The 22,519-nt window shown below is 61.0% G+C and carries 21 protein-coding genes; 12 read left to right on the top strand and 9 right to left on the bottom strand.

Going from position 1 to position 22,519, the window contains the following annotated elements; all coding sequences use genetic code 11:
- Positions 1 to 35 precede the first annotated feature (35 nt).
- From C8D82_RS01420 to C8D82_RS22025, 7 genes are all read left to right on the top strand, one after another.
- A complete protein-coding gene (locus C8D82_RS01420; RefSeq protein WP_207776047.1) occupies positions 36 to 1,154 on the top strand; it encodes a uroporphyrinogen decarboxylase family protein in 1,119 nt (372 codons plus the stop codon).
- Positions 1,155 to 1,300: 146 nt separating this feature from the next.
- Positions 1,301 to 2,290, top strand: coding sequence for a LacI family DNA-binding transcriptional regulator (locus C8D82_RS01415; RefSeq protein WP_165832761.1), 990 nt, complete (start codon positions 1,301 to 1,303; stop codon positions 2,288 to 2,290).
- An 18-nt stretch (positions 2,291 to 2,308) separates the two neighbouring features.
- Positions 2,309 to 3,304, top strand: a complete 996-nt coding sequence (locus C8D82_RS01410; RefSeq protein ID WP_133245008.1) for an MBL fold metallo-hydrolase — start codon at positions 2,309 to 2,311, stop codon at positions 3,302 to 3,304.
- Positions 3,279 to 4,019 (top strand): type II secretion system protein, encoded by a 741-nt coding sequence (locus C8D82_RS22030; protein WP_116882478.1) that lies wholly within the window; start codon positions 3,279 to 3,281, stop codon positions 4,017 to 4,019. Before C8D82_RS01410 ends, C8D82_RS22030 begins: the two co-directional genes overlap by 26 nt.
- A gap of 18 nt (positions 4,020 to 4,037) precedes the next feature.
- A complete protein-coding gene (locus C8D82_RS01400; protein ID WP_116882477.1) occupies positions 4,038 to 7,049 on the top strand; it encodes a hypothetical protein in 3,012 nt (1,003 codons plus the stop codon).
- 189 nt (positions 7,050 to 7,238) lie between these two features.
- Positions 7,239 to 8,297 carry an ROK family protein gene (locus tag C8D82_RS01395; protein ID WP_165832760.1) on the top strand — a complete coding sequence of 353 codons (1,059 nt, stop codon included), beginning with the start codon at positions 7,239 to 7,241 and terminating at the stop codon, positions 8,295 to 8,297.
- A 60-nt stretch (positions 8,298 to 8,357) separates the two neighbouring features.
- The gene (locus tag C8D82_RS22025; RefSeq protein ID WP_276739659.1) at positions 8,358 to 8,483 is read left to right on the top strand and encodes a hypothetical protein; all 126 of its coding nucleotides are present in this window, start codon (positions 8,358 to 8,360) and stop codon (positions 8,481 to 8,483) included.
- Positions 8,484 to 8,581: 98 nt separating this feature from the next.
- Here the strand turns inward: C8D82_RS22025 and C8D82_RS01390 are convergent, their stop codons facing one another.
- The 8 genes from C8D82_RS01390 to hydE form a co-directional block, all read right to left on the bottom strand.
- Positions 8,582 to 9,616: a hypothetical protein gene (locus C8D82_RS01390; RefSeq protein WP_116882475.1), complete on the bottom strand. Its 1,035-nt coding sequence runs from the start codon at positions 9,614 to 9,616 to the stop codon at positions 8,582 to 8,584.
- Positions 9,617 to 9,753: 137 nt separating this feature from the next.
- Positions 9,754 to 10,887 (bottom strand): sodium ion-translocating decarboxylase subunit beta, encoded by a 1,134-nt coding sequence (locus C8D82_RS01385; RefSeq protein WP_419647821.1) that lies wholly within the window; start codon positions 10,885 to 10,887, stop codon positions 9,754 to 9,756.
- 569 nt (positions 10,888 to 11,456) lie between these two features.
- Positions 11,457 to 13,289, bottom strand: coding sequence for a biotin/lipoyl-containing protein (locus tag C8D82_RS01380; protein ID WP_116882474.1), 1,833 nt, complete (start codon positions 13,287 to 13,289; stop codon positions 11,457 to 11,459).
- 44 nt (positions 13,290 to 13,333) lie between these two features.
- A complete protein-coding gene (locus tag C8D82_RS01375; protein WP_116882473.1) occupies positions 13,334 to 13,579 on the bottom strand; it encodes an OadG family protein in 246 nt (81 codons plus the stop codon).
- Positions 13,580 to 13,615: 36 nt separating this feature from the next.
- Complete coding sequence (locus C8D82_RS01370; protein ID WP_116882472.1) at positions 13,616 to 14,392, bottom strand: biotin--[acetyl-CoA-carboxylase] ligase; 777 nt, start codon at positions 14,390 to 14,392, stop codon at positions 13,616 to 13,618.
- An 80-nt stretch (positions 14,393 to 14,472) separates the two neighbouring features.
- Positions 14,473 to 15,387: an ABC transporter permease gene (locus C8D82_RS01365; RefSeq protein WP_165832759.1), complete on the bottom strand. Its 915-nt coding sequence runs from the start codon at positions 15,385 to 15,387 to the stop codon at positions 14,473 to 14,475.
- Between the two features lie 68 nt (positions 15,388 to 15,455).
- Positions 15,456 to 16,115: a hypothetical protein gene (locus C8D82_RS01360; RefSeq protein ID WP_133245007.1), complete on the bottom strand. Its 660-nt coding sequence runs from the start codon at positions 16,113 to 16,115 to the stop codon at positions 15,456 to 15,458.
- Positions 16,116 to 16,497: 382 nt separating this feature from the next.
- Complete coding sequence (hydE, locus tag C8D82_RS01355; protein WP_116882469.1) at positions 16,498 to 17,544, bottom strand: [FeFe] hydrogenase H-cluster radical SAM maturase HydE; 1,047 nt, start codon at positions 17,542 to 17,544, stop codon at positions 16,498 to 16,500.
- Between the two features lie 120 nt (positions 17,545 to 17,664).
- Between hydE and thiS the strand changes: the two genes are divergently transcribed.
- From thiS to C8D82_RS01335, 4 genes are read left to right on the top strand one after another with little or no spacing between them, the layout of a single operon-like run.
- Positions 17,665 to 17,868 (top strand): sulfur carrier protein ThiS, encoded by a 204-nt coding sequence (gene thiS / locus C8D82_RS01350; protein WP_165832758.1) that lies wholly within the window; start codon positions 17,665 to 17,667, stop codon positions 17,866 to 17,868.
- Between the two features lie 8 nt (positions 17,869 to 17,876).
- A complete protein-coding gene (gene thiF / locus C8D82_RS01345) occupies positions 17,877 to 18,476 on the top strand; it encodes a sulfur carrier protein ThiS adenylyltransferase ThiF (protein ID WP_116882467.1) in 600 nt (199 codons plus the stop codon).
- Complete coding sequence (gene bioB, locus C8D82_RS01340) at positions 18,473 to 19,474, top strand: biotin synthase BioB (protein WP_116882466.1); 1,002 nt, start codon at positions 18,473 to 18,475, stop codon at positions 19,472 to 19,474. The genes thiF and bioB overlap by 4 nt, the downstream gene beginning before the upstream one ends.
- Positions 19,468 to 19,905, top strand: coding sequence for an RrF2 family transcriptional regulator (locus C8D82_RS01335; RefSeq protein WP_116882465.1), 438 nt, complete (start codon positions 19,468 to 19,470; stop codon positions 19,903 to 19,905). The genes bioB and C8D82_RS01335 overlap by 7 nt, the downstream gene beginning before the upstream one ends.
- A 1-nt stretch (position 19,906) precedes the next feature.
- Here the strand turns inward: C8D82_RS01335 and C8D82_RS01330 are convergent, their stop codons facing one another.
- On the bottom strand, positions 19,907 to 20,767 hold the full coding sequence (locus C8D82_RS01330) for a hypothetical protein (protein ID WP_116882464.1): 861 nt from the start codon (positions 20,765 to 20,767) through the stop codon (positions 19,907 to 19,909).
- A gap of 154 nt (positions 20,768 to 20,921) precedes the next feature.
- Here C8D82_RS01330 and cysK point away from each other — a divergent pair, with 154 nt between their 5' ends.
- Positions 20,922 to 21,845, top strand: coding sequence for a cysteine synthase A (gene cysK / locus C8D82_RS01325; protein ID WP_116882463.1), 924 nt, complete (start codon positions 20,922 to 20,924; stop codon positions 21,843 to 21,845).
- Positions 21,846 to 22,519: the final 674 nt, after the last annotated feature.

Here is a 22,519-nt window from a genome sequence, read left to right as displayed (position 1 = left end):
GAAATGCCCAGTCTATAAAAATGAAGGTAACCGCGATGACTGAAACTGCTTCGATGATCCGTAAATACCGCGACACCTACGCGCGTGTGCCGCGAACCGGACTGATCCAGAAAACCTTCGGCCTGTGGATGTGCCTCGACGCATGGCGCGCCGACGGCCTGCCGCAGGATGTCGACTTGAACGAGTTTTTCCAGTTCGATCCGCCGGGGCAGTTTGAGCTTTGGCAGCTCGGATGGTGCGAAGCGCAGTTTTTCCCGCAATTTGAGACGAAGGTGCTGGAGGAGCGCGGCGAAACCGAGATCGTGCAGGATCACGCCGGGCGCAGGCTGCTCTGTTTCAAGGGTAAACGGCAGGGATTCATGCCGGAATACGTGGGGCACCCGGTGACCGACCGGAAGAGTTTTGAGGAGCAGGTGCTGTGGCGGATGGACCCCGCCACCCCGGAGCGGCTCGCCGCGATCGACGCGACGCTCGACGCGGCCCGGCAGGCGGAGGCGGCGGGGATGATGATCTCCCAGCGGATCATCGGCTGCTATATGTACCTGCGCAGCCTGATGGGGCCGGAGGAGGTATTGTACGCATTCTACGACGACCCGGAACTGATCCACCGCTGCCTGCAGGGCTGGTTCCGGCTGGCCGACGCGGTGACGGCGCGGTATCAGCAGGCGGTCACGTTCGACGAGGTGTTCTTCGCCGAGGATATCTGCTACAACCACGGGCCGCTGATTTCGCCGGAGATGATCCGGGAGTTCCTGTTCCCGTATTACCAGCAGCTGCTCGCCAACATCCGCTCCCGCCAGCGGGACCGGTCGCGCCACCTTTACGTGCAGCTGGATACCGACGGCGACTGCCGCCCGGTGATCGAGCTGTACCGCGACGGAATCGGCTGCGAAGTCTTTTCGCCGTTGGAAGTCGCTTCCGGCTGCGACCCGGTGGAACTGGGGCGGAAGTATCCCGAACTGGTGTTTCAGGGCGGCTTCGACAAGCGGATTCTGGCGGCGGGGCGTGACGCGATCGACCGCGAGGTGGACCGGATCTTCCCGGTGATGTACGAGCGCGGCGGTTATGTGCCGACCTGCGACCACGGCGTGCCGTCCGAAGTGAACTGGCGCGACTACCTGCATTTCCGCCGGCGCTGTCTGGAATTCCGGTGACGGAGCCGGCATTCCCGGTTCTTCCGTCTCTTTTTCGGCAATAAATTCCGTTTTGCTCTTGACAAAGCGGCGGGAGTTTGGTATAATTAATAATGTCATACGTATGATTTAATCAGTGACATTGAATCCCGGGAGATATGGAAATCATGGCGATTACGATGACGGAGCTGGCGCGGCGGCTGAATCTTTCCCAGTCGACGGTTTCGCTGGTGCTGAACAACCGCGACAAGGGGCGGGTGCGGCCGGAGCTGGCGGAACGGGTGCGGCAGGAAGCGGCGGCGACGGGATTCCGGCTGAACCGGGCCGCTTCCGATCTGCGCCGGAGGTGTTCCAACACGATCGGCGTGGCGCTGGCCTATTCCGACAACTTCTACCGGGCGGAGCTGGTGACGACGCTGCACGCCGAGATCGTCCGGCGCGGATACCGGCCGCTCTTCGCGTTCTTCAGCAGCGACATGGAGCAGCAGTCCGCGACGAAGCTGCTGCTGGACAACAACCTCGACGCGATCATCACCCTTGAGCCGCAGTGGCTCCCGGACCTGCTCGACCTGCCGGTGGTCAGTTTGTTCCACAGCGACCCGAGATTCGATGCGGTGGTGCAGGATGCGGAGGCCGGCTTGCGCCTGTCGCTGGAGTGCCTCCGGGAGCTGGGACACCGCCGGATCGGCTGGTACGGCTATGACGAAAGCGACGACCGCTCCCGGCTGCTGCCGCGGCTGGCGCGCGAATACGGGATGGAGCTGCCGGAAACATTTTCGGTGTGCAGCGAAGCGATTTACGAGCTTGTGGACGACCCGGCTTTTTTCGACCCGCTGCGCCGCGCCTCCCGCGCCGGGCTGCCGACCGCGCTGCTCTGCCACAACGACACCATCGCGGTGACGCTGATGCGGCGGCTGCACGAGTGCGGACTGCGGATTCCGGATGACCTGAGCCTGATCGGGCACGACGACATCGGCCTGTGCGGACGGCTGGTGCCGACGCTCGCTTCGGTCGGGTACGGCAGCCGGGAGGAACTGGCCCGGAAGCTGGTGGATCGGGTGCTGAACCGGCTGGCGCACCCGGAGCTGCCCCGCAGTGTCGAAGTGCTGCCGCCGCAGTTGATCCGCCGCGAAAGCATCGGCGCTCCGCGGCATTGAAAAAGAGAAAGGAATCAGATGATGAAACTGCAGGAGTTGGAAGGAGCGCGGCGGCAGCTGGACCGGGTGCCGCCGTCGCCGGAAAACTGGAGCGCGCGCCTGCCGCTGCTGGAACGGCTCGATGCGCTGTTCAGCGAACCGGAGCTGGAGAACGATCCGGTGCTGAACCGGTTCTATCACGAACAATGCCGCCGGGTGATCGCGGAGGTCCGCACCTGGCACGGGCCCGGCGTCAGGCTGTGGAAGCTGTACAGTTCCGCGATTCTGGTCAAGGATGAAACCGGCCTCGTGACCGGGTTCGACCTGAACGAAGGCTGCACTCCGGCCTGTGAGCGGCGCACCCGGCTGCGGCTCTCGCCGGGGCTGGTGGAGGAGTTCGCCGAACTGGTCGGCCGCATGTTCTACACGCACGGACACCTCGACCACCTCGGGCTGGCGGTCGCCGACGCGCTGCTGATGCGCGGCAAGCCGGTGGTCGCGCCCGGCGACGCGGTGCGGCGCTGGCTGCTGGACGGAGCCGTTCCCGCCGAAGAATTTCAGGCGGAGGGCGTCCGCTGCTATCGCGGAGCGCAGCGTATGGCCGACAAGGAGGATGTTCCGAACAGCGCCTATGCGGTCACGTTCCAGCCCGGTGTCACGCTGCTGGTGCGCGGCGACATCTATCACTGGGAGGAGCTGAAGCCGATTTACGATCGGATCGAATCGCAAGGCGTGAAGATCGATGTGATGGCGACCAGCCCGTTCTACCAGAGCGGCCCCGATCCGGTACAGGAAACGTACCGCCGGTTCGGCTGCGGTTTCATTCCGATCCACGAGTGGGAGTTCGGCCACCGGCTGCCGGTCGGCAGGGGGGGACGCGCGACCCAGACTTATGCGGACCTCTACGAAAGTTTCCGCATTCCGGGAGAAACCGGCAAATGCGCGGTGCTGGCATGGGGAGAATCCGCCGGACTCCATCCAACCGTTTCAACCGACAGGAGAGAAAAGCATGAAAAATCGATTCACACTTATTGAATTGCTGGTTGTTGTTGCAATTATCGCGATTCTGGCGGCGATGCTGCTGCCTGCACTGAACAAGGCGCGGGAGAAAGCGCGGGAGGTCAAGTGCGTTTCCGCGAAAAAACAGTTCATGACGGCACAGATCCTGTACGCGAATGACTATAAATACATGGTGTGTTCGACTCCGACCAATCCGACGACCGGTTATCGGGCCTTCTTTGATATTCTGGTCAAGGGGACCGCCGATTACAATCTCGGCTATCTGCCGCCGGAGATGCTGGTCTGCGCTTCAAACTCCTACAGCAGCCGCATGGAGTTCAACACCAGATTCGATGCAGTGGTCGGAATGCCGCATTTTGATCAGGATTCGGAGCGGAACTACTTCAAGGAAAACGGCTCCGGCGACTGCTTCATCGGCTCGGCTTCCAATCCGATTGCGTCGTTGCTGGTCCCGGAACAGTGCAAGGCGCCGTCCCGGTTTGTGCTTGTGGCGGATTCAACCAATGCAGTGGCAGTCAACAAAGAAGCCGGAAAAGGGGGAAACTGGGCTTTTTACTGCTGCAACAGCAGTACGAGACTGATTCATCTGGCACATGGTGGCCGAAGCGCGGTCGGTTTCGTCGACGGCCGCGCCGGAGTGCTGACCGGGGCGGAACTCTACGCAAATACAGTCAATAAACCGAAGAAGTGTATCGAGGCCGATGGACTTACCATCCGGTCGCTGGAATAACAGTAAGGAGATGCGAAAATGAAAAAACAACTCTTGGCGGCCCTGCTCTTCGGAGGCGTGACGGGGATGTTGTTCGGCCTTGAGCCATTGCTGTTCGACCGGACGCAGTGGAAACCGGTCAACCTGAAACATCCCGGCTCCGAAACAGTGGAGCTCGGAACTGCTCCGCTGGGCGATACCGGCCGCACCGTTCCGGTACTGGCGTGGGGGACGCCGCGCCCGCCGGTAGTCGAACTGGCTTTGCAGGGCAGGACTCCGAAGCTGGAAAAATTCGAACGCGCGGAGTTCATCCTGACCTTGAATGCACCGGAGGCGCTGCCGCTGCGGCGGATCGTGCTGCGGCTGGCGGACCGCTCCGGCGAGACCTTCCAGTTCGCTCCTGACAAGGCGGGCGGTCTGGTACAGGGGAGAAATGAATTGCGCTATACTGTCGATGCGGCTGCCCCGAAGGGAAGCATCTGGGGCGGCGACGGCAATAAAAAGATCGACTGGCCGCTCCGGGTGGCCGGAATCGCGATCGACATGAATCGGGAGACGCCCGGCGGCAGGCGGATTCTGCTTGATTCGCTGGAGTGCCGTCCCTCCGGCGAACACGCCGCAATTGCACTGCGGACCGGGCACCGGCTGAATCTGCTGCTGCCGGAGCGGAAAACGCCGCCGGAGCTGGTGATCCGCAACACGGGCCTGGAGCCGCTGGAACTGACCGGGACTTTGACCATTTCCGACGCGGGCGACGGCATCCGCACGGAACCGGTCTCCTGCAGGATAGCCCCGGGCGGCGAGGCGATGCTGCCGCTGCCGGGCGATTACATGCAACAGGGCTGGTGGAAGGTCGATTACCGGCTCAAGGGCGCTTCCGGCAAAGAGTTTGCCGGGACGCACCGCTTCGCGCGGATGAATCCGGCCGGGCCGACGTCGGAACGGGCGCAGGAGTTCCTGTTCGGCCTCTGCGGCCATCCCGAACGGTTCTCGCCGGAGGAAGCCGAGCTGGAAGCGCTGGCGGCCGGGCTGTGCGGTGCGAAGATCCTGCGGACGGATTTCGCGTGGGGCCGGATTCAGCCGCAGCGCGACCGGTGGAACTTTTCCGTCTACGACCGGCTGGTGGATGTGTTCGGCCGCAACGGCGTGGAGCTGCAATGCCTGCTCGGCTACAGCGTGCCGTGGGCGGTGCCGGCCAGTTATAAGCCGAAGAATCCGGAGGTCAAAGGACGTCCCGGCCTGCCGGATTACGATGACTTCGCGAAGTTCGCCGGAACCGTCGCGGACCGCTACAAAGACCGGATCAGATATTTTGAAATCTGGAACGAACCCGACCTCATAGGCTTCGCCAACTTCTCCGCCGAATCCTATATGGAGCTGCTGCGGCGCGGTTACGGCGCAGTCAAAAAAGCCGCCCCGGAGGCGAAAGTGATGAATGGCGGCATCGCCGCCGTGCATACCAACAACAGCGGCCGCCCGAACCACAACAACGGACTGTTCGAACTGCTGCTGGCAGATGGCGGAAAGCATTTCGACCTCTTTGCATTTCACGGACACGGCGCATTCAAGCCCTATGTCGGCCAGCTTCGGGAGTTGCGCAAATACGGCCTGACCGGTCCCGGCGCACCCCGGCCGTGGTACTCCAACGAAACCGCGGAAAGTTCCGCCGCGATCGGCGAACGCAAACAGGCCGCCAGCGTATTCAAGAAGCTGCTGTACGCGTGGGCCAACGGCGCGATGGGCTACAACTGGTATCTGCTGCGCGAAAAGAGTTACTATCCGCTCGGTCACCACGAACGCCACTTCGGGCTGATCACCGCCGAATTCGAGCCGAAACCGGCTTATGTGACCTACAATATGCTCGCGAATACCTACAAAGGCGGGAAGTTCCTGCGGACGGTCGACCTCGCCCCCAGCGTCTACGGCTGCCTGTTTGAAAATCCAGCCGGACAGGGGCTGCTCGCGTTGTGGAACGAGGGCACGGCGCGAACGGTGCTGCTCGCCGGTCTTCCCGCCGGAACCACCCGGATCGACCTTTTCGGCAACGAACAGCCGCTGCCGGTGCGGGACGGGATGGCTTATCTCAGGATTTCGGAACAGCCCTTCACGCTCCGGATGCCGGAGGTTCCGGAGGAAAAAATCCGGATCGGCGGCGAGGTATTGACCGGCAGGCTGCCGCAGCAGCTGGCGGTGCCGTCCGGCGGAACCGGCGAACTGGCACTGCAGCTCGCCAATCCGCTGTCGCGGCCGCTGGCGCTGGAAATACGCGCGGCCGCGCCGGAACACCTCACCGTGGCTCCGGCGGCCCATGCCGTCACGCTTCCCGCCAAAGGAGACGCAACGGTGCGGCTTCGCCTGACGGCGGACCGGGAATTCAAGGCGACTCCGACCGCTCCGGCGCTGTTCCGTTTTTCGGTCACTCCCGCCGGTCTGTCCCCTGAAACGATTACATTACCGGTGGTGAACCGGCTTCCCGAAGGAGAACCGCTGTTCCGGCTGGGGAAAGCGGAGCAGTACCACTCCTTCGTCGAAAGCGCCCCCGGCAACGAACCGCTGTATTGGAAGGGGCCGGAGGACCTCGGCGCGAACGTGTTTCTGTCTTGTGAGGGAAAGCATCTGCTGCTTCGCGCGGAGGTGCGCGACGACGTGCATGTGCAGCCGTACCGGGGAAGCGATGTGTGGCAGGGCGACGGCATCCAGTTCGCGCTGCGGCTGCCGGGACAGGATAAGCTCTGGAAGTTCGGCCTGACCCGGCTCGCCGACGGCAAACCGGAGGTATACTGCTGGAGCCGTCCCGCCGGTTTCTCCGGCACGGTTTCGTCGATCCGGCTTGAAACCGCCCGCGACGAAGTGAAAAAGACGACCGTCTACCGGGCCGAAATTCCATTCCGCGCCATCGGGATGACGCCGGAAAACGCGGCGAACGGCTTCCGCTTCAACCTGATCGTCAACGACAACGACGGCAATTTGCGTGAGGGCTTCCTCGCCGCGGCTCCCGGCCTCGGCGTCGGAGACGACGAAGCGGCCTGGCCGATCGTGAATCTGCGCTGAACTTCAAGCGGCCGTTCCGATATTCGCGCCCCTTTGCAAAGGAGCGCGCTTTTTTTGCCGACTGATCGGAAATGTTTCGGATTATTTGATCGATCCCGCCGATTTTCCAAAGGGGAAAGGTTGATTTTCAATAAGAAAAGATTATTTTATAAATATGATTTATGAATGGTGAAACGGAGGAGTCAGGTCATGCGGATAACCGGAACGTCGCCGATGGTCAAGGAGTGCAACGTGAACCTCGTGAAGTGGTTCCTGCTGGATCACGGCGCCGCGACCAAACCGGAAATCGCGCAGCTGACCGGAATCAGTCTGATGACGGTCGGCAAGATCGTCAATGAAATGTGCGAGCAGGGAGCCCTGACCCGGCTCGGGACGCAGGAGTCGGCGCTCGGCCGCAAGGCGGAGCAGTTCGCGGTGAATCCGGCGTTCGGCAGTTCGGTCGGCATGCGTTTTCTGGTGGACCGGATCGACGTGGTGGGCGCGGACCTGCTCGGCGAAGTCAAGTTCCAGCACACTTTCCCGATGCCGGAGGGATACGGATTCGACCGGCTCGTGGAGATCCGCGATTTCTGCCGCCAGCGGCTGCCGAAGATTCAGGCGGTGGCGGTGGGCTTTCCGGCTCCGGTGTTCGAAGGGCGGCTGCACAGCGGGCACCTGCTCCAGTTCAAGGATGTGGATGTCCAGCATGGGTTGGACGAGGTTTGGGAACAGCCGGTTCTGATCGGCCGCGATCTGAACATCACTTCGATCGGATTCGCGCGCGGCAGTCTCACGCCGGTTTCAGGCGACCTGCCGAAAGTGCAGGATCTGGCCTATATGCTGCTGTCGGAGGCCGGTTACGGGGCCGGTTTCCTGGCGGGAGGCCGGGTGGTCCGCGGGTTCTCCTATTTTGCCGGGGAGATCGGGCGGCTGCCGCTGGCCAACGGCGAATACCTGCGGCAGTTCATCGACTCCGGGGTCAGCGACGACGAATATGTGCGCGTGATCAGCCAGATGGTGGCCGCGGTCACCTGTGTGGTGAATCCGGCGATGGTGGTGTTTACGGGTGATTCGGTGCGCCCCGCCCTGCTGGAGCGGATCGGTGAACGGCTCCGGGAACGGGTTTCGTTCAACTGGGAAGGACAGCGCAACGTCTGCCCCGAACTGATTTATGAAGAAGACATCTGGCCGAGCTATCGGGCCGGACTGGTATATCTCGCGACCCGGCAGATTCATTCCGGGGTCTGCATGGTCGAGGAGAGTTTTTAAAAATATTCTTGGGCCGGATTCTCGTCGGGGGGACCGGGAGAAACCGGAGTGTACGCTTTCGTGCCGGTGAAAGCATGGACACAAACAAAAACAGGCAACATCATGAAAAAAAATCTCTGGAATTTTTTTCTGACCGCCGCTTATGTGAATAAGGGCGGCAGCAGCTTCACGATGTTCGGCTTTTGAGCCGAAGCGTGAATGTCGGCAATACGGCCCGGTCGTTGATCCGACCGGGCCGTTCCTTTTCCGGGCTCAGCGCCCAAGCGCCCTCCCCTCGCCCGGAATCACTCCGAAAAAGTGACTTTGCCGATCGCCAGTTCTCCGGCTCCGCTGCCCGCGGGATAATCCACCGAGAAACCGATCAGGCGAACCGGGAAATCGAGCTGGTGATTCTTATCGCCGCCCCAGTGCCCCACCTTCCGGGCATCAGCCGGATTGATCCGGAGCGCGACGACATTCCAGCCGGGCTTGAGTCCGGTGATCGGAAGCGGATACTGGAAGGTCTCTCCCGACTTGTCCGACAACCGCAGATTGACCCGGCTCACCTTGCCGCTTTCCGGAATCATCAATTCCACCTCGAACCTGCCGCTCACAAACTCCGGAAGCACCGGGAGCTGGGGAGCAAAGGAAAATTCCAACCATTTTGCCGCCGCCGCGTCCCATTTCACCTGATACGCAGACTTCTCCTCCACCGTCGTCACCTCCGCCGACTGCTGCCGCTTCGCGCCGTCATGAATCCGCACTTTGGCAACGGCGGGATCGACGATCAGCTTGCCGATCTTCACCTCCGGCAACAGTTCGGCCTTGCCGAGCCAAAGCTTTCCGTCGCCGTCCTTACGGTTGAAATCGACCGACATTCCGGTCACGCGGGCGGGAAAATCGATCTTCTTATTCTTATTGCCGCCCCAGCTGCCGCCCGCCGAAGTCGGCGTAAGGGTTGCTTCCAGCGTCTGGCGGCCGGGCTTCAGCTCCTTGATCGGCAGCGGATATTGCAGCGTTTCGCCGGTCGAGTCGGTGATGCGCAGATTCAGCTTGCCGACCGCCGTATTTTCCGGCCAGTAAAGATCGAGCTTCAGCACGGCGCTGTCGAACTCCGGCAGGTTCACCGGCTTGTCCACCGTAAATTCCAGATAGTTGGCGGCGGAGTTGTTCCAGGTCAATGCGAGCATCGGCGTCCCGTCCGGAGCTTGGCCGGGAGCCACGGACTGCTGTCGGAGCTCAGACTGGTTGACGCGCGTTTTCTGCGCGGAATCCAGAACGGGAAGCGCCATGCCGACGGAGGGAAGCAGCAAAGCTGCAAACAGAAGTGAACGGTTCATTTCAGAAACTCCTTTCCATGTTTTCGGGGTACACCGGCAATATAGCGCCGCAAAGGAGTTCCGTCAAGAAACAGGCGCGAAAAAACGCCGTATCGCGATTTTCACGATACGGCGTTGAAGATACTGCCGGAAAGCCCTTACAGAGCCTTGAGCATGTTGAGCAGCACACCCGCGGCGACCGCCGAACCGATCACGCCGGCCACGTTCGGCCCCATCGCGTGCATCAGCAGGAAGTTCTGCGGGTTGGCCTCAAGACCGACCTTGTTGGCCACGCGGGCCGCCATCGGCACCGCGGAGACGCCGGCCGCACCGATCAGCGGGTTGATCTTCTCCTTGCTGAACACATTCATGATCTTCGCAAAGATCACGCCCGCAGCGGTGCCGATGCTGAACGCGATTGCGCCGAGCACCAGAATGCCGAGGGTCTGCAGCGACAGGAACTGGTCCGCCGACAGCTTGGAGCCGACCGCGAGGCCGAGGAAGATGGTCACGATGTTGATCAGCGCATTCTGGGCAGTCTGGTTCAGACGCTCAACCACGCCGCACTCACGCATCAGGTTGCCGAACATCAGCATACCGATCAGCGGAGCCGCATCGGGCAGCAGAAACGCGCACAGCAGCGTGATCAGCAGCGGGAAGCAGATCTTCTCCAGCTTGCCGACATGGCGGAGCTGGCTCATCTTGATCTGGCGCTCCGCCTTGGTGGTGAAGAGCTTCATGATCGGCGGCTGAATGATCGGCACCAGAGCCATGTAGCTGTAGGCCGCCACCGCGACCGCGCCGAGCAGTTTCGGCGACAGTTTGCTGGTCAGGTAGATCGAGGTCGGGCCGTCGGCTCCGCCGATGATGCCGATACTGGCCGCTTCCTTGAAGTGAAAGTCGATCCCCGGAATCGCCATGGTCAGCAGCAGCGCGCCCAACAGCGCGGAGAAGATGCCGAACTGGGCCGCGCCGCCGAGCAGCGCGGTCTTCGGATTCGCCAACAGCGGCCCGAAGTCGGTCATCGCGCCGACGCCCATGAAGATCAGCAGCGGGAACACGCCGGATTCGATGCCGACGTTGTAGATCATGCCCTGGATGCCGTCCGGGCCGGAGATGCCGGCCAGCGGAATGTTCGCGAGCAGCGCGCCGAAGCCGATCGGCAGCAGCAGCAGCGGCTCGAACTCCTTCACGATCGCCAGATAGATCAGCACCAGCGCGACGAACATCATCAGCAGCCGGCCGAGACCGAGAATCCAGGTCTGGCTGAAATCGCAGGTGGTCTGGCGGATCAGGTCGTAGATGCCGGTGCTCTGCCACAGCCCCCTGAGGCCTTCGCCCCAGCCCGGCAGCGTGCCGGATTCGACCGTCGCGTTGTTCTGGGAGTCATGGACGATCTCGGTCGGCAGGAAGCAGCCGAGCACCATGCCCTTTTCCAGCGTCGCCGCATTGACCAGGCCCGGATTCAGCTTCACAACCTTCACCGCATCGGTGATCTTCAGCTTGCCCTTGCTGCGTCCGCCGGGCAGGATGGTCATCGATTCGCGGCCCGGCAGCAGTTTCTGCTTTTCCGCGATATTCAGCGAATAGACGGTCGCCGGCTTTTCCCAGATATAGACGAGATATTTGGCGCCGTCGACGTCTTCGTACCAGCCGAACAATTCGTCGCTGGCGACTTTATCCAGCTTGGCGGTGGGCGGCAGAACCAGCCCGGACGCTTTCGCCGCCGCAGTCTTGAGCGCGGCCACAGCCGGTTCGGCATTGGCCGGCACCGTCACCTGCGGCTCCGTCGCAGCCATCACCATGCCCGACAGGAGCACGGCGCAGGCCGCAAAGAAGAGTTTGAACTTCTGCATTTGTCTTACTTCTCCTCGATCATCGCGAGGGTGTCGCCGGCGGCCACAACCTGGCTGGCGGAGACGTTGATTTCGCGAACGATACCGGCCTTGGCGGCCTTGATTTCGGTTTCCATCTTCATCGCTTCGATCACCAGCACCACGTCGCCTTCCGCGACTTCGGTGCCGACCTCGGCGACGACCTTGACCACGGTGCCCGGAAGCGGAGCGGCCAGCGGAGTCAGCGCGCCGTTGCCCGCCGGAGCGGCAGCGGCGGCCGGAGCAGCCGCGCCTTCGGCGACCTTGACCGTGAAGCTCTTGCCGTTGACGGTCGCGGTGTAGGCGTCGCCGGCGGCATTGAGCTGGACCGCGACGGCCTTGCCGTCGATGGTGGCGGTGTAGGCGCCGCCCTTGGCGTCGGCCTTCTTCGCCGGAGCCGCTTCCTTGTAGCGGATGCCCATCGGGCGGTCGCCCTTCAGGAAGTTCAGGCCCTTGTCGCCGCAGGCCGCGACGATGAAGATATTCTCATCAGTGACCGGGAGACCGGCCTTTTCGAGAAGTTCGGTGTTGTATTTGACGCCGAGCTGCGGATTGGCGTCATTGATTTCGACCACGGACTTGGTGGTCGGCTCAAGGCCGAGCTGCTCCTGCGCCCACTTCACGACGGTCGGATCCGGCGGAACCGGGGTCTTGCCGAAGTAGCCGAGCACCATCTTGCCGTAGCCCTTCGGGTCCATCTTCCAGGAACCGTCGGCATTCTTGCCCTGCACCGCGTTGCGGAACGCCTGCTGGAAGTAGAACTGAGAAACCGGGGTCACGGAGGTACCGAAACCGCCCTTGGCGACCACTTCGCGCATCTCGTCGATGCAGGCGTCGTACTTGTCGAGGCAGTTGTTGTCGCGCATCATCTGGGTGTTCGCGGTCAGCGCGCCGCCCGGCATCGGGCTGAAGATGATCTTCGGGGAAACCTGCATGGATTCCGGCGGCATGAAATACTTGTCCATGCACTTTTCAAAGATCTTCTCAACTTCGAGGATCTTCTCCGGATCGATGTCGAGGGTGTATTCGGTGCCGCGCAGACGCTGGTACATCACCAGGATATCCGCTTCGCAGGTGCCGCCCGAAAGCGGGCTCATCGCGAGGTCGATCACATCCGCGCCGGCTTCGATCGCCGCCATGTTGCAGCTGACCGCCATGCCCGCGGTGTCATGGGTGTGGAACTGGATTTCCTTGTCGCTGCCGAGCATCGCGCGGGCCTGCTTGATCGTATCGTAGACGGTCTGCGGAGTCGAGGTGCCGGAGGCATCCTTGAACGCGAGGCTGTCGAACGGGATGCCGCTGTCGAGGATCTCCTGCAGGCGGTCCGTGTAGAATTTCGGGGTATGCGCGTAGGCTTCCTTGAGGTTCGGGGCCAGCCCCATCATCGTGACGGTGATCTGATGCTTCAGGCCGTGTTTGGCGATCGCCCGGCCGGAGACGTCGAGGTTGCGCACGTCATTGAGCGCGTCGAAGTTGCGGATCGTGGTGATGCCGTGCTTCTTGAAGAGCTTGGCGTGCAGGTCGATGATGTCGCTGGACTGGCTGGAGAGGCCGACCACGTTCACGCCGCGGGCGAGAGTCTGCAAATTCACATCCGGACCGACGGTCTTGCGCCACAGGTCCATCATTTCGAACGCATCTTCCTGGCAGTAGAAATAGAGCGCCTGGAAACGGGCGCCGCCGCCGATTTCGATATGGTTGATGCCGGCTTTCACCGCCGCTTCCAGAGCGGGCAGGAAATCTTCGGTTTTGACGCGGGCGCCGAGGCAGGACTGGAAGCCGTCGCGAAACGAGCAATCCATGAATTTGATTTTCTTCATCTTAGACAGTCTCTTCTATATGGTTGGATTAAACTTGAGGCAAATTATTTGTTGCGAACCATCTCCACAGCCGCCGCGGCGATCGCCGCCAGCTGTGCGTCATCCCCGCCGGCCGCCGCCTTCGGCTTGGCCGGAGCCTTCGGAGCCGGCTCGAAAGCGGCGGCGAAGGGGGCGAGGATTTTCTGCATCAGATTCATTGCGATGATCATCACCACGAGGAAGACGAATACCATCCCCATGCCGAAGACCAACAGTTTGAGTCCGCCCAGAATCAACTCTGCGTTGCTCATAACGTTTCCCTTTTTTGTTGTTGGTAACTCAGGACTTCAATCTATTTTACGTTTGTTCCGAACGCGTTCCCAGTCCACCGAGGCGCGGTCGATTTTGACATCTCCGCAGGTGAAAACCCGAAGCGATCCCGCCTCCTCCAGCACCATCCCGCCATCCGGCAGGATATCACGGAAGATCCCGGTGTGACTTTTCCCCTGCGGATCGGTCACCGAGATCGTTTCACCCACCAGCCGGTTCTCGCTTTTCCACTCAAAAAGAAGCCCGGCCGCACATTTTGGATAAGTAATATAATATCGAATCAGGATTTCTGCCAGTTTTTTCAGTAAAATTTCGACGTTAAATTCATTTTTCGTTGCAAAAAGCAAGGATGTCGCCGGCTGGTCGATGGTTTCGAGCAGTGAACCGGGCAGATTCACGTTGATGCCGATCCCGGAAACAACCCCGGTCACGCGCCCCTGCTCGATCCGGGCGCTCTCACTGAGGATTCCGGCGATCTTGCGCTCCTCCACGTAGACGTCGTTCGGCCATTTCAGAAAGGCGTTGATGCCGGGAGCCGCTTCCCGCAGACAGTTGAGCGCGCCGACCCCCAGCAGCGCCCCGGCGTGAAATCCGTCGACCAGGCGCTTCATCACCATCGTGCACAAAATGCAGCTTCCGGGCGGAGCGTTCCAGCGCCGCCCCCGGCGGCCGCGCCCGGCGGTCTGGCTGCGGGCCGCGACGATCGCGCCGTCGGGCAGTTCATCGAAGTGGTTCCGCGCGTAGGTGTTGGTCGAATCGACCTCATCCAACATCAGAATATAAGGTTCCGGCATGGAGTGCCTCACTCGTTTCAAAGGTTATAAAAAAGCCGCCGTGAAAACGGCGGCAACAGAAAACCGAACGGACAATCCCGTTACACGCGGCTGTCCCCGGCGATCTCCTTGTTCTGGAAGATCGCGACGGCCCACATCGAGCAGACCGATACGTAAATCACCATATAGATGGCGGCATTGATCACGTAGCTGTCGGGGATCGGCCGGTTCACCGCGACCGCGTCCGCCAGCCAGAAATACTGCCAGTTCGGCAGAATCGCATAAAGCGTACCGAAAACCAGATTCAGCGCATCCGAATCGGTCTGGCGCTGGAACAGATAGCTGGAAATCAGCCCGAGGAAGAACACCACCGAGCAGACGCACAGATTTGCGACGATATCCAGCCGGGTCGCGAACACCACCGCCAGCGTCGACATCGCGATCACCGCAAAGTTGATCAGGATCAGCGCCTTTCCAAGGTCAGCCAGCGCCAGCGTCGGCTCCGGCTTCGCCATCAGGCAGTAGACCGCAAACACCGGAACCAGCAGCGTCAGCGCGTAGCTGGCGATTTCAGAGAACGAACTGCCCTTCCAGAAGTTCGCGACCATGCCGACCACGCATCCGGCCGCCAGCAGCGCGAGATAGATGTAGTAGATTCCCATATCCATCCGGAACTGGTCGGTCGCGACATAGACCGAAATCACCGCGGCGAAATTGCAGACGGCGGCGAACAGCGTCACCGCCAGCGCAATCCCGATGATCTTGCCGAGCACGAACGTCCAGCGGTACACCGGTTTGGAGAGCAGCAGCAGCACGGTGCCGTTGCGCATCTCGCGCGCCACCGTGTGGCTGGCGCAGAGCACCCCGGCGACCAGGCCGAAGATCAGGCTGGTCGCCATCGAACTGTCGACCACCAGCTTCAGTTGTTCGGAAAAAACGAAAAGGGCGGCCGACGGATAGTGTCCGATCAGCACCAGCGCCGCGAACAGCATCAGAAAAAAGATGGGTTCACGCACCGATTCCTTAAAGGTATTGCTCGTGATTTTGAAGAAATTGAACATCGGCCCTCTCCGGTTTCGCCGGCTTACTTTTCAGCGGGAACTTCTTCCACCGGAGCCGCTTCGACCACGTCATCGGAGGCGGGGGCGGCTTCCACGGCGAAATCCTCCGGAGCCTGCTCCTCCATCACCTCTTTGGCCGGCATCTGCTGCTTCGGCTTGCTGATCGGGCGGTAGATTTTGCCCTTGTCGAGCATGGTTTCACGCAGTTTGCGGTAGTTGCGGTCGAGGTTGCTCAGGTGCAGCAGGTCGGTCAGTTCTTCAGCGGAGCGGTTCCAATCGACCGAATCCACCCGGATCACCGGAATCGTGCGGTCGAGCATCGCGATGTATTTCGGCTGCACATACGCGTCGTTGCCCAGCACGATGATCCGGCGCGGATTCAGGAAACGGACGAAATCGTTGAACTTATCCTCCCGGATCTGCAGCGAATTGCTCTTCGGCGGGCAGAAGATGATCCGGGTATCGCCGGAATCCTGCGGCGGCAGCAGCAGATAGGGCTGGCGGCTCTCATACTGGATCAGTTCAGCCAGCAGCCGGGGACTTTTATAGTTACCGGTAATCACCAGAGTCTGCACCTCGCGTTTCGGACCGTTGGCAAACCACGGCACCGCCGCAAACGTCGCGGACGTGAACACCACCGCCAGCAGCAGGAGAACGAACTTCACCGGTTTCAAACTACGCATTTTCTGCACCTCGCACTCTTCTTATCATTGAATTTATCAGGGAATTCCATACAACTGTAATTAAATATAACCGTATTCAAAGCAATTGCAAAGGAATTTTTCCGCTTTTTGTTTTTTCTTTTATCACCGGCACAGCCGAATCATCAATTTCACGGACAAAACGTCCCACCTATTAATATAAAGAGAAAGAAGCCATGCCACATAAAACCATACCAAACACCGGCACCTTACCAGTGCGGAGTATCACCGATAGACAATAACCCGGTTTTGAGATTTTTGCTATGCAAAAATCTCAAAACCGTACCCGGCGCCGGCACCTTGCCGGTCGGGGGGACCGGGGGGTGAAGCGCCACCGGCCGCCGGAGGCATCTCCTCCCCCGCGTCAGCGATGACGGGCGGCGTAGTGGAGCGAGTCGCCGGGTTCGGCCCAGCGGATGGTTTCGCCGATCGACGCGATCCGGCGCGACAGGTTGTCGCGGCTCTCCGCCGAACTCTCCTCCAGCGAGGGCTTGCCTTCGTAGAGCTGGTAGCCTTTGCGGTAGCCGGTTTCGGTGATATTGGGCATCACCACATTGCCTCCGGCGAGAAGTCCGAGTTCGCGCCCGTCGTCGCCCAGCGCCTGCAGCGCGGTGGTCGATGCGATGTTCACATCCCGGAGCAGCAGCCGGGTGCAGGCGATCATGCGCAGGCCGGCTTCCAGCTGACGCCTCCGGTATTCCTCCGTAACTTCAATGCCGTGACCGAGCGGCGTGTCGGCGTGCGGAATGTAGGGTCCCATGCCGATCATGTCGAGATCGAACTCTTCGAAAAAGCGCAGATCGTGCACCAGATCGTCCACGGTCTGGCCCGGCAGGCCGATCATCACGCCGGAGCCGACCTGATAGTCGAGCTTCCTCAGGGAACGCAGGCACTCCAGCCGGGCGTTGAAATCGTGATCCGCCGGATGGAGCCTGCGATACAGTTCCGGGTTGGAGGCTTCGATGCGCAGCAGATAGCGGGTCGCCCCCGCGTTCCGCCAACGCTCGTAGACTTCGGGCGACTGCTCGCCGCAGCTCAACGTGACGCCAAGCCCGCCACCGGTCGCGGCGGAGATGCGTTTCAGCACGCTTTCGATGAATGCGGCGAATTCCGGCGATTCGATTTCGCCGGACTGCATCACGATCGAACCGAATTTCTGTTCATAAGCCCAGACCGCAGTTTCAACGATCTCGTCGGCGTCGATCCGGTAGCGCTTCACCAGATGGTTGCCGCGCCGGATGCCGCAGTAAAAGCAGTTTTTCGCGCAGATGTTGCTGACTTCGATCAGCCCGCGGATGCTGACCCGGGGCCCGATATATTGCAGTTTGACCCGGTAGGCGCGGTCGTACAGCTCACGCAGCGCGGCCGGATCGGTTAAGGAAAGCAGCTCTTTCAGCTCAAGATCGGTCATGGATTCTCCTGCTCCCGGAAATATAAAACCAAAATAGTCGGAATTTATATAATATGCCGCTTTTATTTTAAAATTCAAGCTGTATATTAGAAAGCTGTCCACAAAATAGCGAGGTGTCCTTTGAAGATCAACTTCAATGAAAACGAATACGAAACCGAAGCCGGAACCACGCTGGCCGCATTCCTTGCGGCGCAGAAAGTGAACACGGCGCGGCTGATCCTGGAATACAACGGCGAGGTGCTCGACCCGGCGGCGGAGCTTTCCGGCATCGTGCTGAATGAGGGCGACCGGATCAACGCGTTTTCGCTGGTGGCGGGAGGCTGAGCGGCGGCATGGCGTTCAATCCCTATCTCGGCGCGGCGGAACGCGCCCGGATCGAAGCCGCCCGGGTCGGCGTGGCCGGAGCGGGCGGATTGGGATCGAACTGCCTCGCCCACCTGGTCCGCTGCGGCGTGCGCCGCTTTGTGATCGCCGACTTCGATACGGTTTCGGAAAGCAATCTGAACCGGCAGTTCTTCTTCGCCGACCAGCTCGGCATGCCCAAGGTCGAAGCCGTCGCCGCCAACCTCCGGCGGATCAATTCGGCCCTCGAACTGGAACTGTACCCGGAACGGGTCACGGCGGAAAACGCGGTCCGCCGGTTCGGCAGCTGCGACGTGACTGTCGAAGCCTTCGACGACCCCGACGCGAAAACCATGCTGATCCGTGCGCTGCTTCCGCTCGGCAAACCGGTGGTGGCCGCCAGCGGCATCGCCGGCTGGGGGCGGAGCAACACGATGCGCGTGCAGCGGATCGGGCAACGACTTTACATGGCCGGCGACCGTGCGACCGGCATTTCGGAAGAAACTCCGCCGCACTCCCCGAGAGTGGGAATTGCGGCGGCTCAACAGGCCAATACGGTGATGGCATTGATTTTAGGAGTGGAAATATGAGTTCCAGACTGCATCCGGCAATTGAAAACGCCTACAAGGTTCTCGACGGCGGAACCCTGACCCGCGACGAGGCGCTCGCGCTGACCGAAGTGGACGGCCCCGATATCCTCGACCTCGTGTCGCTGGCGAACAAGGTCCGCCTCAAGTTCGCCGATCCGATCGTGCCCTGCTCGATCATCAACGCGAAATCGGGGCGCTGTTCCCAGAACTGCCGCTTCTGCTCCCAGAGCGGACACCACAACACCGGCATCGAGGAGTATCCGCTGCTGACTCCCGAAGAAACGCTGAAAGCCGCCCGCGAAATCTACGACGCCGGAATCCGCACCTTCGGCTACGTGACCAGCGGCTACGGCTACTTCGAGCCGGACGAGGAGTTCCGCACCATTCTCGACACCCTCGATCTGCTGCACAGGGAGCTGCCGGATCTGAAGGTGTGCGTCTCCATCGGCATCCTGTCGGAGGAGACCGCGAAGCTGCTCGCCGAACACCACGCCTACCGCTACAATATGAATATCCAGACCGCACCGGGACGGTACAAGGAACTGATCGCCGACACCCATACCATCGAGGATAAAATTCAGACGATCAGATATCTGCAGAAATACGGCGTCACCAACTGCACCGGCGGCATCATCGGCGTCGGCGAAAGCTGGGAGGACCGCGTGGACATGGCGCTGGCGATCCGCGAACTGGACGTGGAGGGGACTCCGCTCAACATCCTGCTGCCGATCCCCGGCACCCCGCTCGAACACAACCGGCGCGTGACGCCGGCGGAGGCGGCGAAGACCTTCGCGATCTTCCGGCTGATCAACCCGGCCAAGATGCTGAAGCTGACCGCCGGGCGCGAAACCTCGATGAAGGATTTCCAGGGTCTGCTGATGCTGAGCGGCGCGAACAGCCTGATGACCGGCGGCTACCTGACCACCCGGGGGCGCAGCATCGCGGACGACGAGGCGTTCATCGACGCCTTGAACACCTTCGCGGGCGCTCCATGCTGAACCTTTCGACCAAGTCGCGCTACGGGCTGCGGATCCTGCTCCAGCTGGCGCAGTGCCGCGGTTCGGGGCGCTCCTGCAAGGTGCGCGAACTCGCGGAGCAGCAGAGCATTTCGGACGCCTATGTCGAACAGATCATGATCGCGCTCAAAGGCAGCGGGCTCGTCTTTTCCGCCCGGGGCCGCAACGGCGGCTATCTGCTCGGCAGGGTTCCTGCCGACATCACAGTGCTGGATGTGATCGAGCTGTTTGAAGGGCGGATCGATCTGGTCGGCTGCACCGGGCCGGAACAGCGGTGCGCCCGGATCGCGGGCTGCCTTTCGCGCACTGTCTGGCAGCGGCTTTCGGAGGCGTTCCGCCGTGAAGCCGCGGCGATCACGCTGGCCGACATCCTCAACTCCCCGCCGGCCTGCGTTTCGGAATACTCCATTTGAATCAGAACCGGAAACTGAACGACTCCGTCTCCGTCCGGCCCGGCCGGCTGTAACTCACGACGACCCGCTCCGGCTCCGTCGCCAGCCGCAGCTCCGAAACCTGAATGGAGCCGGGCAGCTTGACCGTTTTGACCGGCAGTCCGTCGCGCCAGATTACCAGCAGCAGATATTCGGGAGCGGCGATTCCCGGCACCGCGCGGATCACCGCGGCCTTCTTCGTGCCGGATTCGGTGCAGAGTCCCGGCAGCAGCCAGTAGCGGACCGCCTCGGCATTCGAGCGCCGGATCAGCGCCGTCCCTTCCTCCAGTTTCACGGCGGGCTCCCCGCCGCCCGGATAAAATTCATCGGAAAAGTTCTGTCCGGCAAGCGACAGGAACAGCTTCTTCCCGGCCGGAGAAAGCCGCAGGAAATCGATCCGGTTCCGCACCAGTGCTCCGATCGCCTGTGCGTTCTCCATCGGCGTCACCGAGCCGCCGGTGTAATTCGCCGACTCCGTCAACACCCGGTCGTAGAGCTTCTGCCATGCGGCTTCATCGGCCAACGCATCGTACAGCGCCTCCGCCGGCAGCCTTTCCAGATAATTCACGGTGAAGTCGTACAGCTCCGCCTGCCGCAGCGCGGTCGCGGCGACACCCAGCCCGGCCATTTCGCCCGGCGAGCGGGAGGCCTGAAGCTTTTCATCCAGAAACGCGGCGCCGCGGCGGCAGGCGGCTTCGTCGAAGTAACGCCTGACCTTGGTGGACACCGGCCCGTCCGGCATCTCCCGTTTATTTCCGCCGAACGCCACGGCTCCGGCCAGAAATCCGGCGGCCACGGAAACCGCCGCAACGGAAACCAGAATTCCGGTCTGCATCTTCTCCATCGGCTGACACTCCTTTGCGCATATTTGTCGTGTTATAAAGTACGTTTCCCCGCCGCAAAGTTCAAGCCCGGAACGGATTGTTTCCATTTGAAATTGGACAAAACCGCATTTCCGGCTTATATTGGCATAAACCCTATTCAACCGGAGCAGCATTATGAAAAAAGTATTCGATAACGTACTTGAATTGATCGGGCATACCCCCCTCGTCAGGATCAACAGACTCAACCGCGGCGGCGCCGAAGTCCTCGTCAAGGTGGAATCCCGCAATCCCGGCGCCAGCGTGAAGGACCGGATCGGCGTTGCGATGATCGAGGATGCCGAACAGCGCGGCGTGCTGAAGCCCGGCGCGCTGATCATCGAGCCGACCAGCGGCAACACCGGCATCGGCCTAGCCATCGCCGCCGCCGTAAAAGGCTACCGGCTGATCCTGACCATGCCCGAAACCATGAGCATTGAGCGGCGCAAGCTGCTGGCGGCGTTCGGCGCCGAAATCGTGCTGACCGACGGAGCTTCCGGGATGGCGGGCGCGATCGCGAAGGCGGAAGAGCTGCAGAAGGCGAATCCCGGCAGCTTCATCCCGCAGCAGTTCGGCAACCCGGCCAACCCGGCCCGCCACCGCGCGACCACCGCCGTCGAAATCTGGGACGACCTCGACGGCAAGGTTGACGCCTTCGTCGCCGGAGTCGGCACCGGCGGCACCCTCACCGGGGTCGGCGAAGTGCTCAAGGAGCGCAATCCGCACGTGAAAATCTTCGCCGTCGAACCCGACGCCTCCGCCGTGCTCTCCGGGGGCGCGCCGGGGCCGCACAAACTGCAGGGCATCGGCGCCGGTTTCGTACCTGCCGTGCTGAATACGAAGATTATCGACGAAGTCATTCAGGTTTCCGCCGAAAACGCCGGAAATACCGCCCGCGAAGCCGCGAAGCGGGAGGGGCTGTTGATCGGCATCAGTTCGGGAGCCGCGCTGTATGCGGCGCTCGAACTTGCCGGACGCCCCGAATTCAGCGGAAAAACCATCGTCGCGCTGCTGCCGGATTCCGGTGAACGCTACCTCTCCACCTGGCTCTTTTCGGAATAAGCCATCGGGATTCCGCCTTCGGCCGCCGGAGCGGAAGCCCATTTCCGGAAACTTGCTCATAGCGTAAATTTTAAAAATCTCCGCCCCTGCCGGTGATATGCCGGCAGGGGGCAACTGCTTTTCCGCAAATGGGAAAGGATGTATTTCATGACAATATTCTTTATGATTATGACATTCTCCGATAAAGCTGCAGCTTTATAAAATCCGCATATCCGACCGGATGCCTGAATTGCGATTGCAATTCTCATTAATACGGTTTTCGATCTTCCAATTAATATTCCGGCGATATCATCACAACAAGCGTATTAATTACTTGATTTTCAACTCGAACTATATTTTCATTAATTCTTTTTCTCCTGCATTGAAATTCAGTCTTTCTTATGGTATGATAATAAAGAGCTGAATAGATGGGCATGGGGATGCTCTCATTTGCAGCTTGAAAAACCAACAGGAGATGTTAAATTGAATTTAGCACGACAAGTACAATGTTGGGCCATCGGCTTGACGATGGCGGCGGGGAGCCTGATGGGGAACAGTGCGGAACAACTGAACTTTCGTTCGTCGCCGATGACGGCGGGCAAGGCTTCGCTGAGCGAAAACGGCTACATCGTGAGCCGGGAGCTGGGCGGAGCCAATTTTTCGCCCGAATTGCGGTATCCGGTGCAGCTGATCTA

The sequence above is a fragment of the Victivallis vadensis genome, from assembly GCF_003096415.1.
GTDB classification, from domain to species: Bacteria; Verrucomicrobiota; Lentisphaeria; order Victivallales; family Victivallaceae; genus Victivallis; species Victivallis vadensis.
The sequence above is the reverse complement of the archived record's forward strand: the minus strand, read 5'-3'. Positions and strand labels throughout refer to the sequence as shown.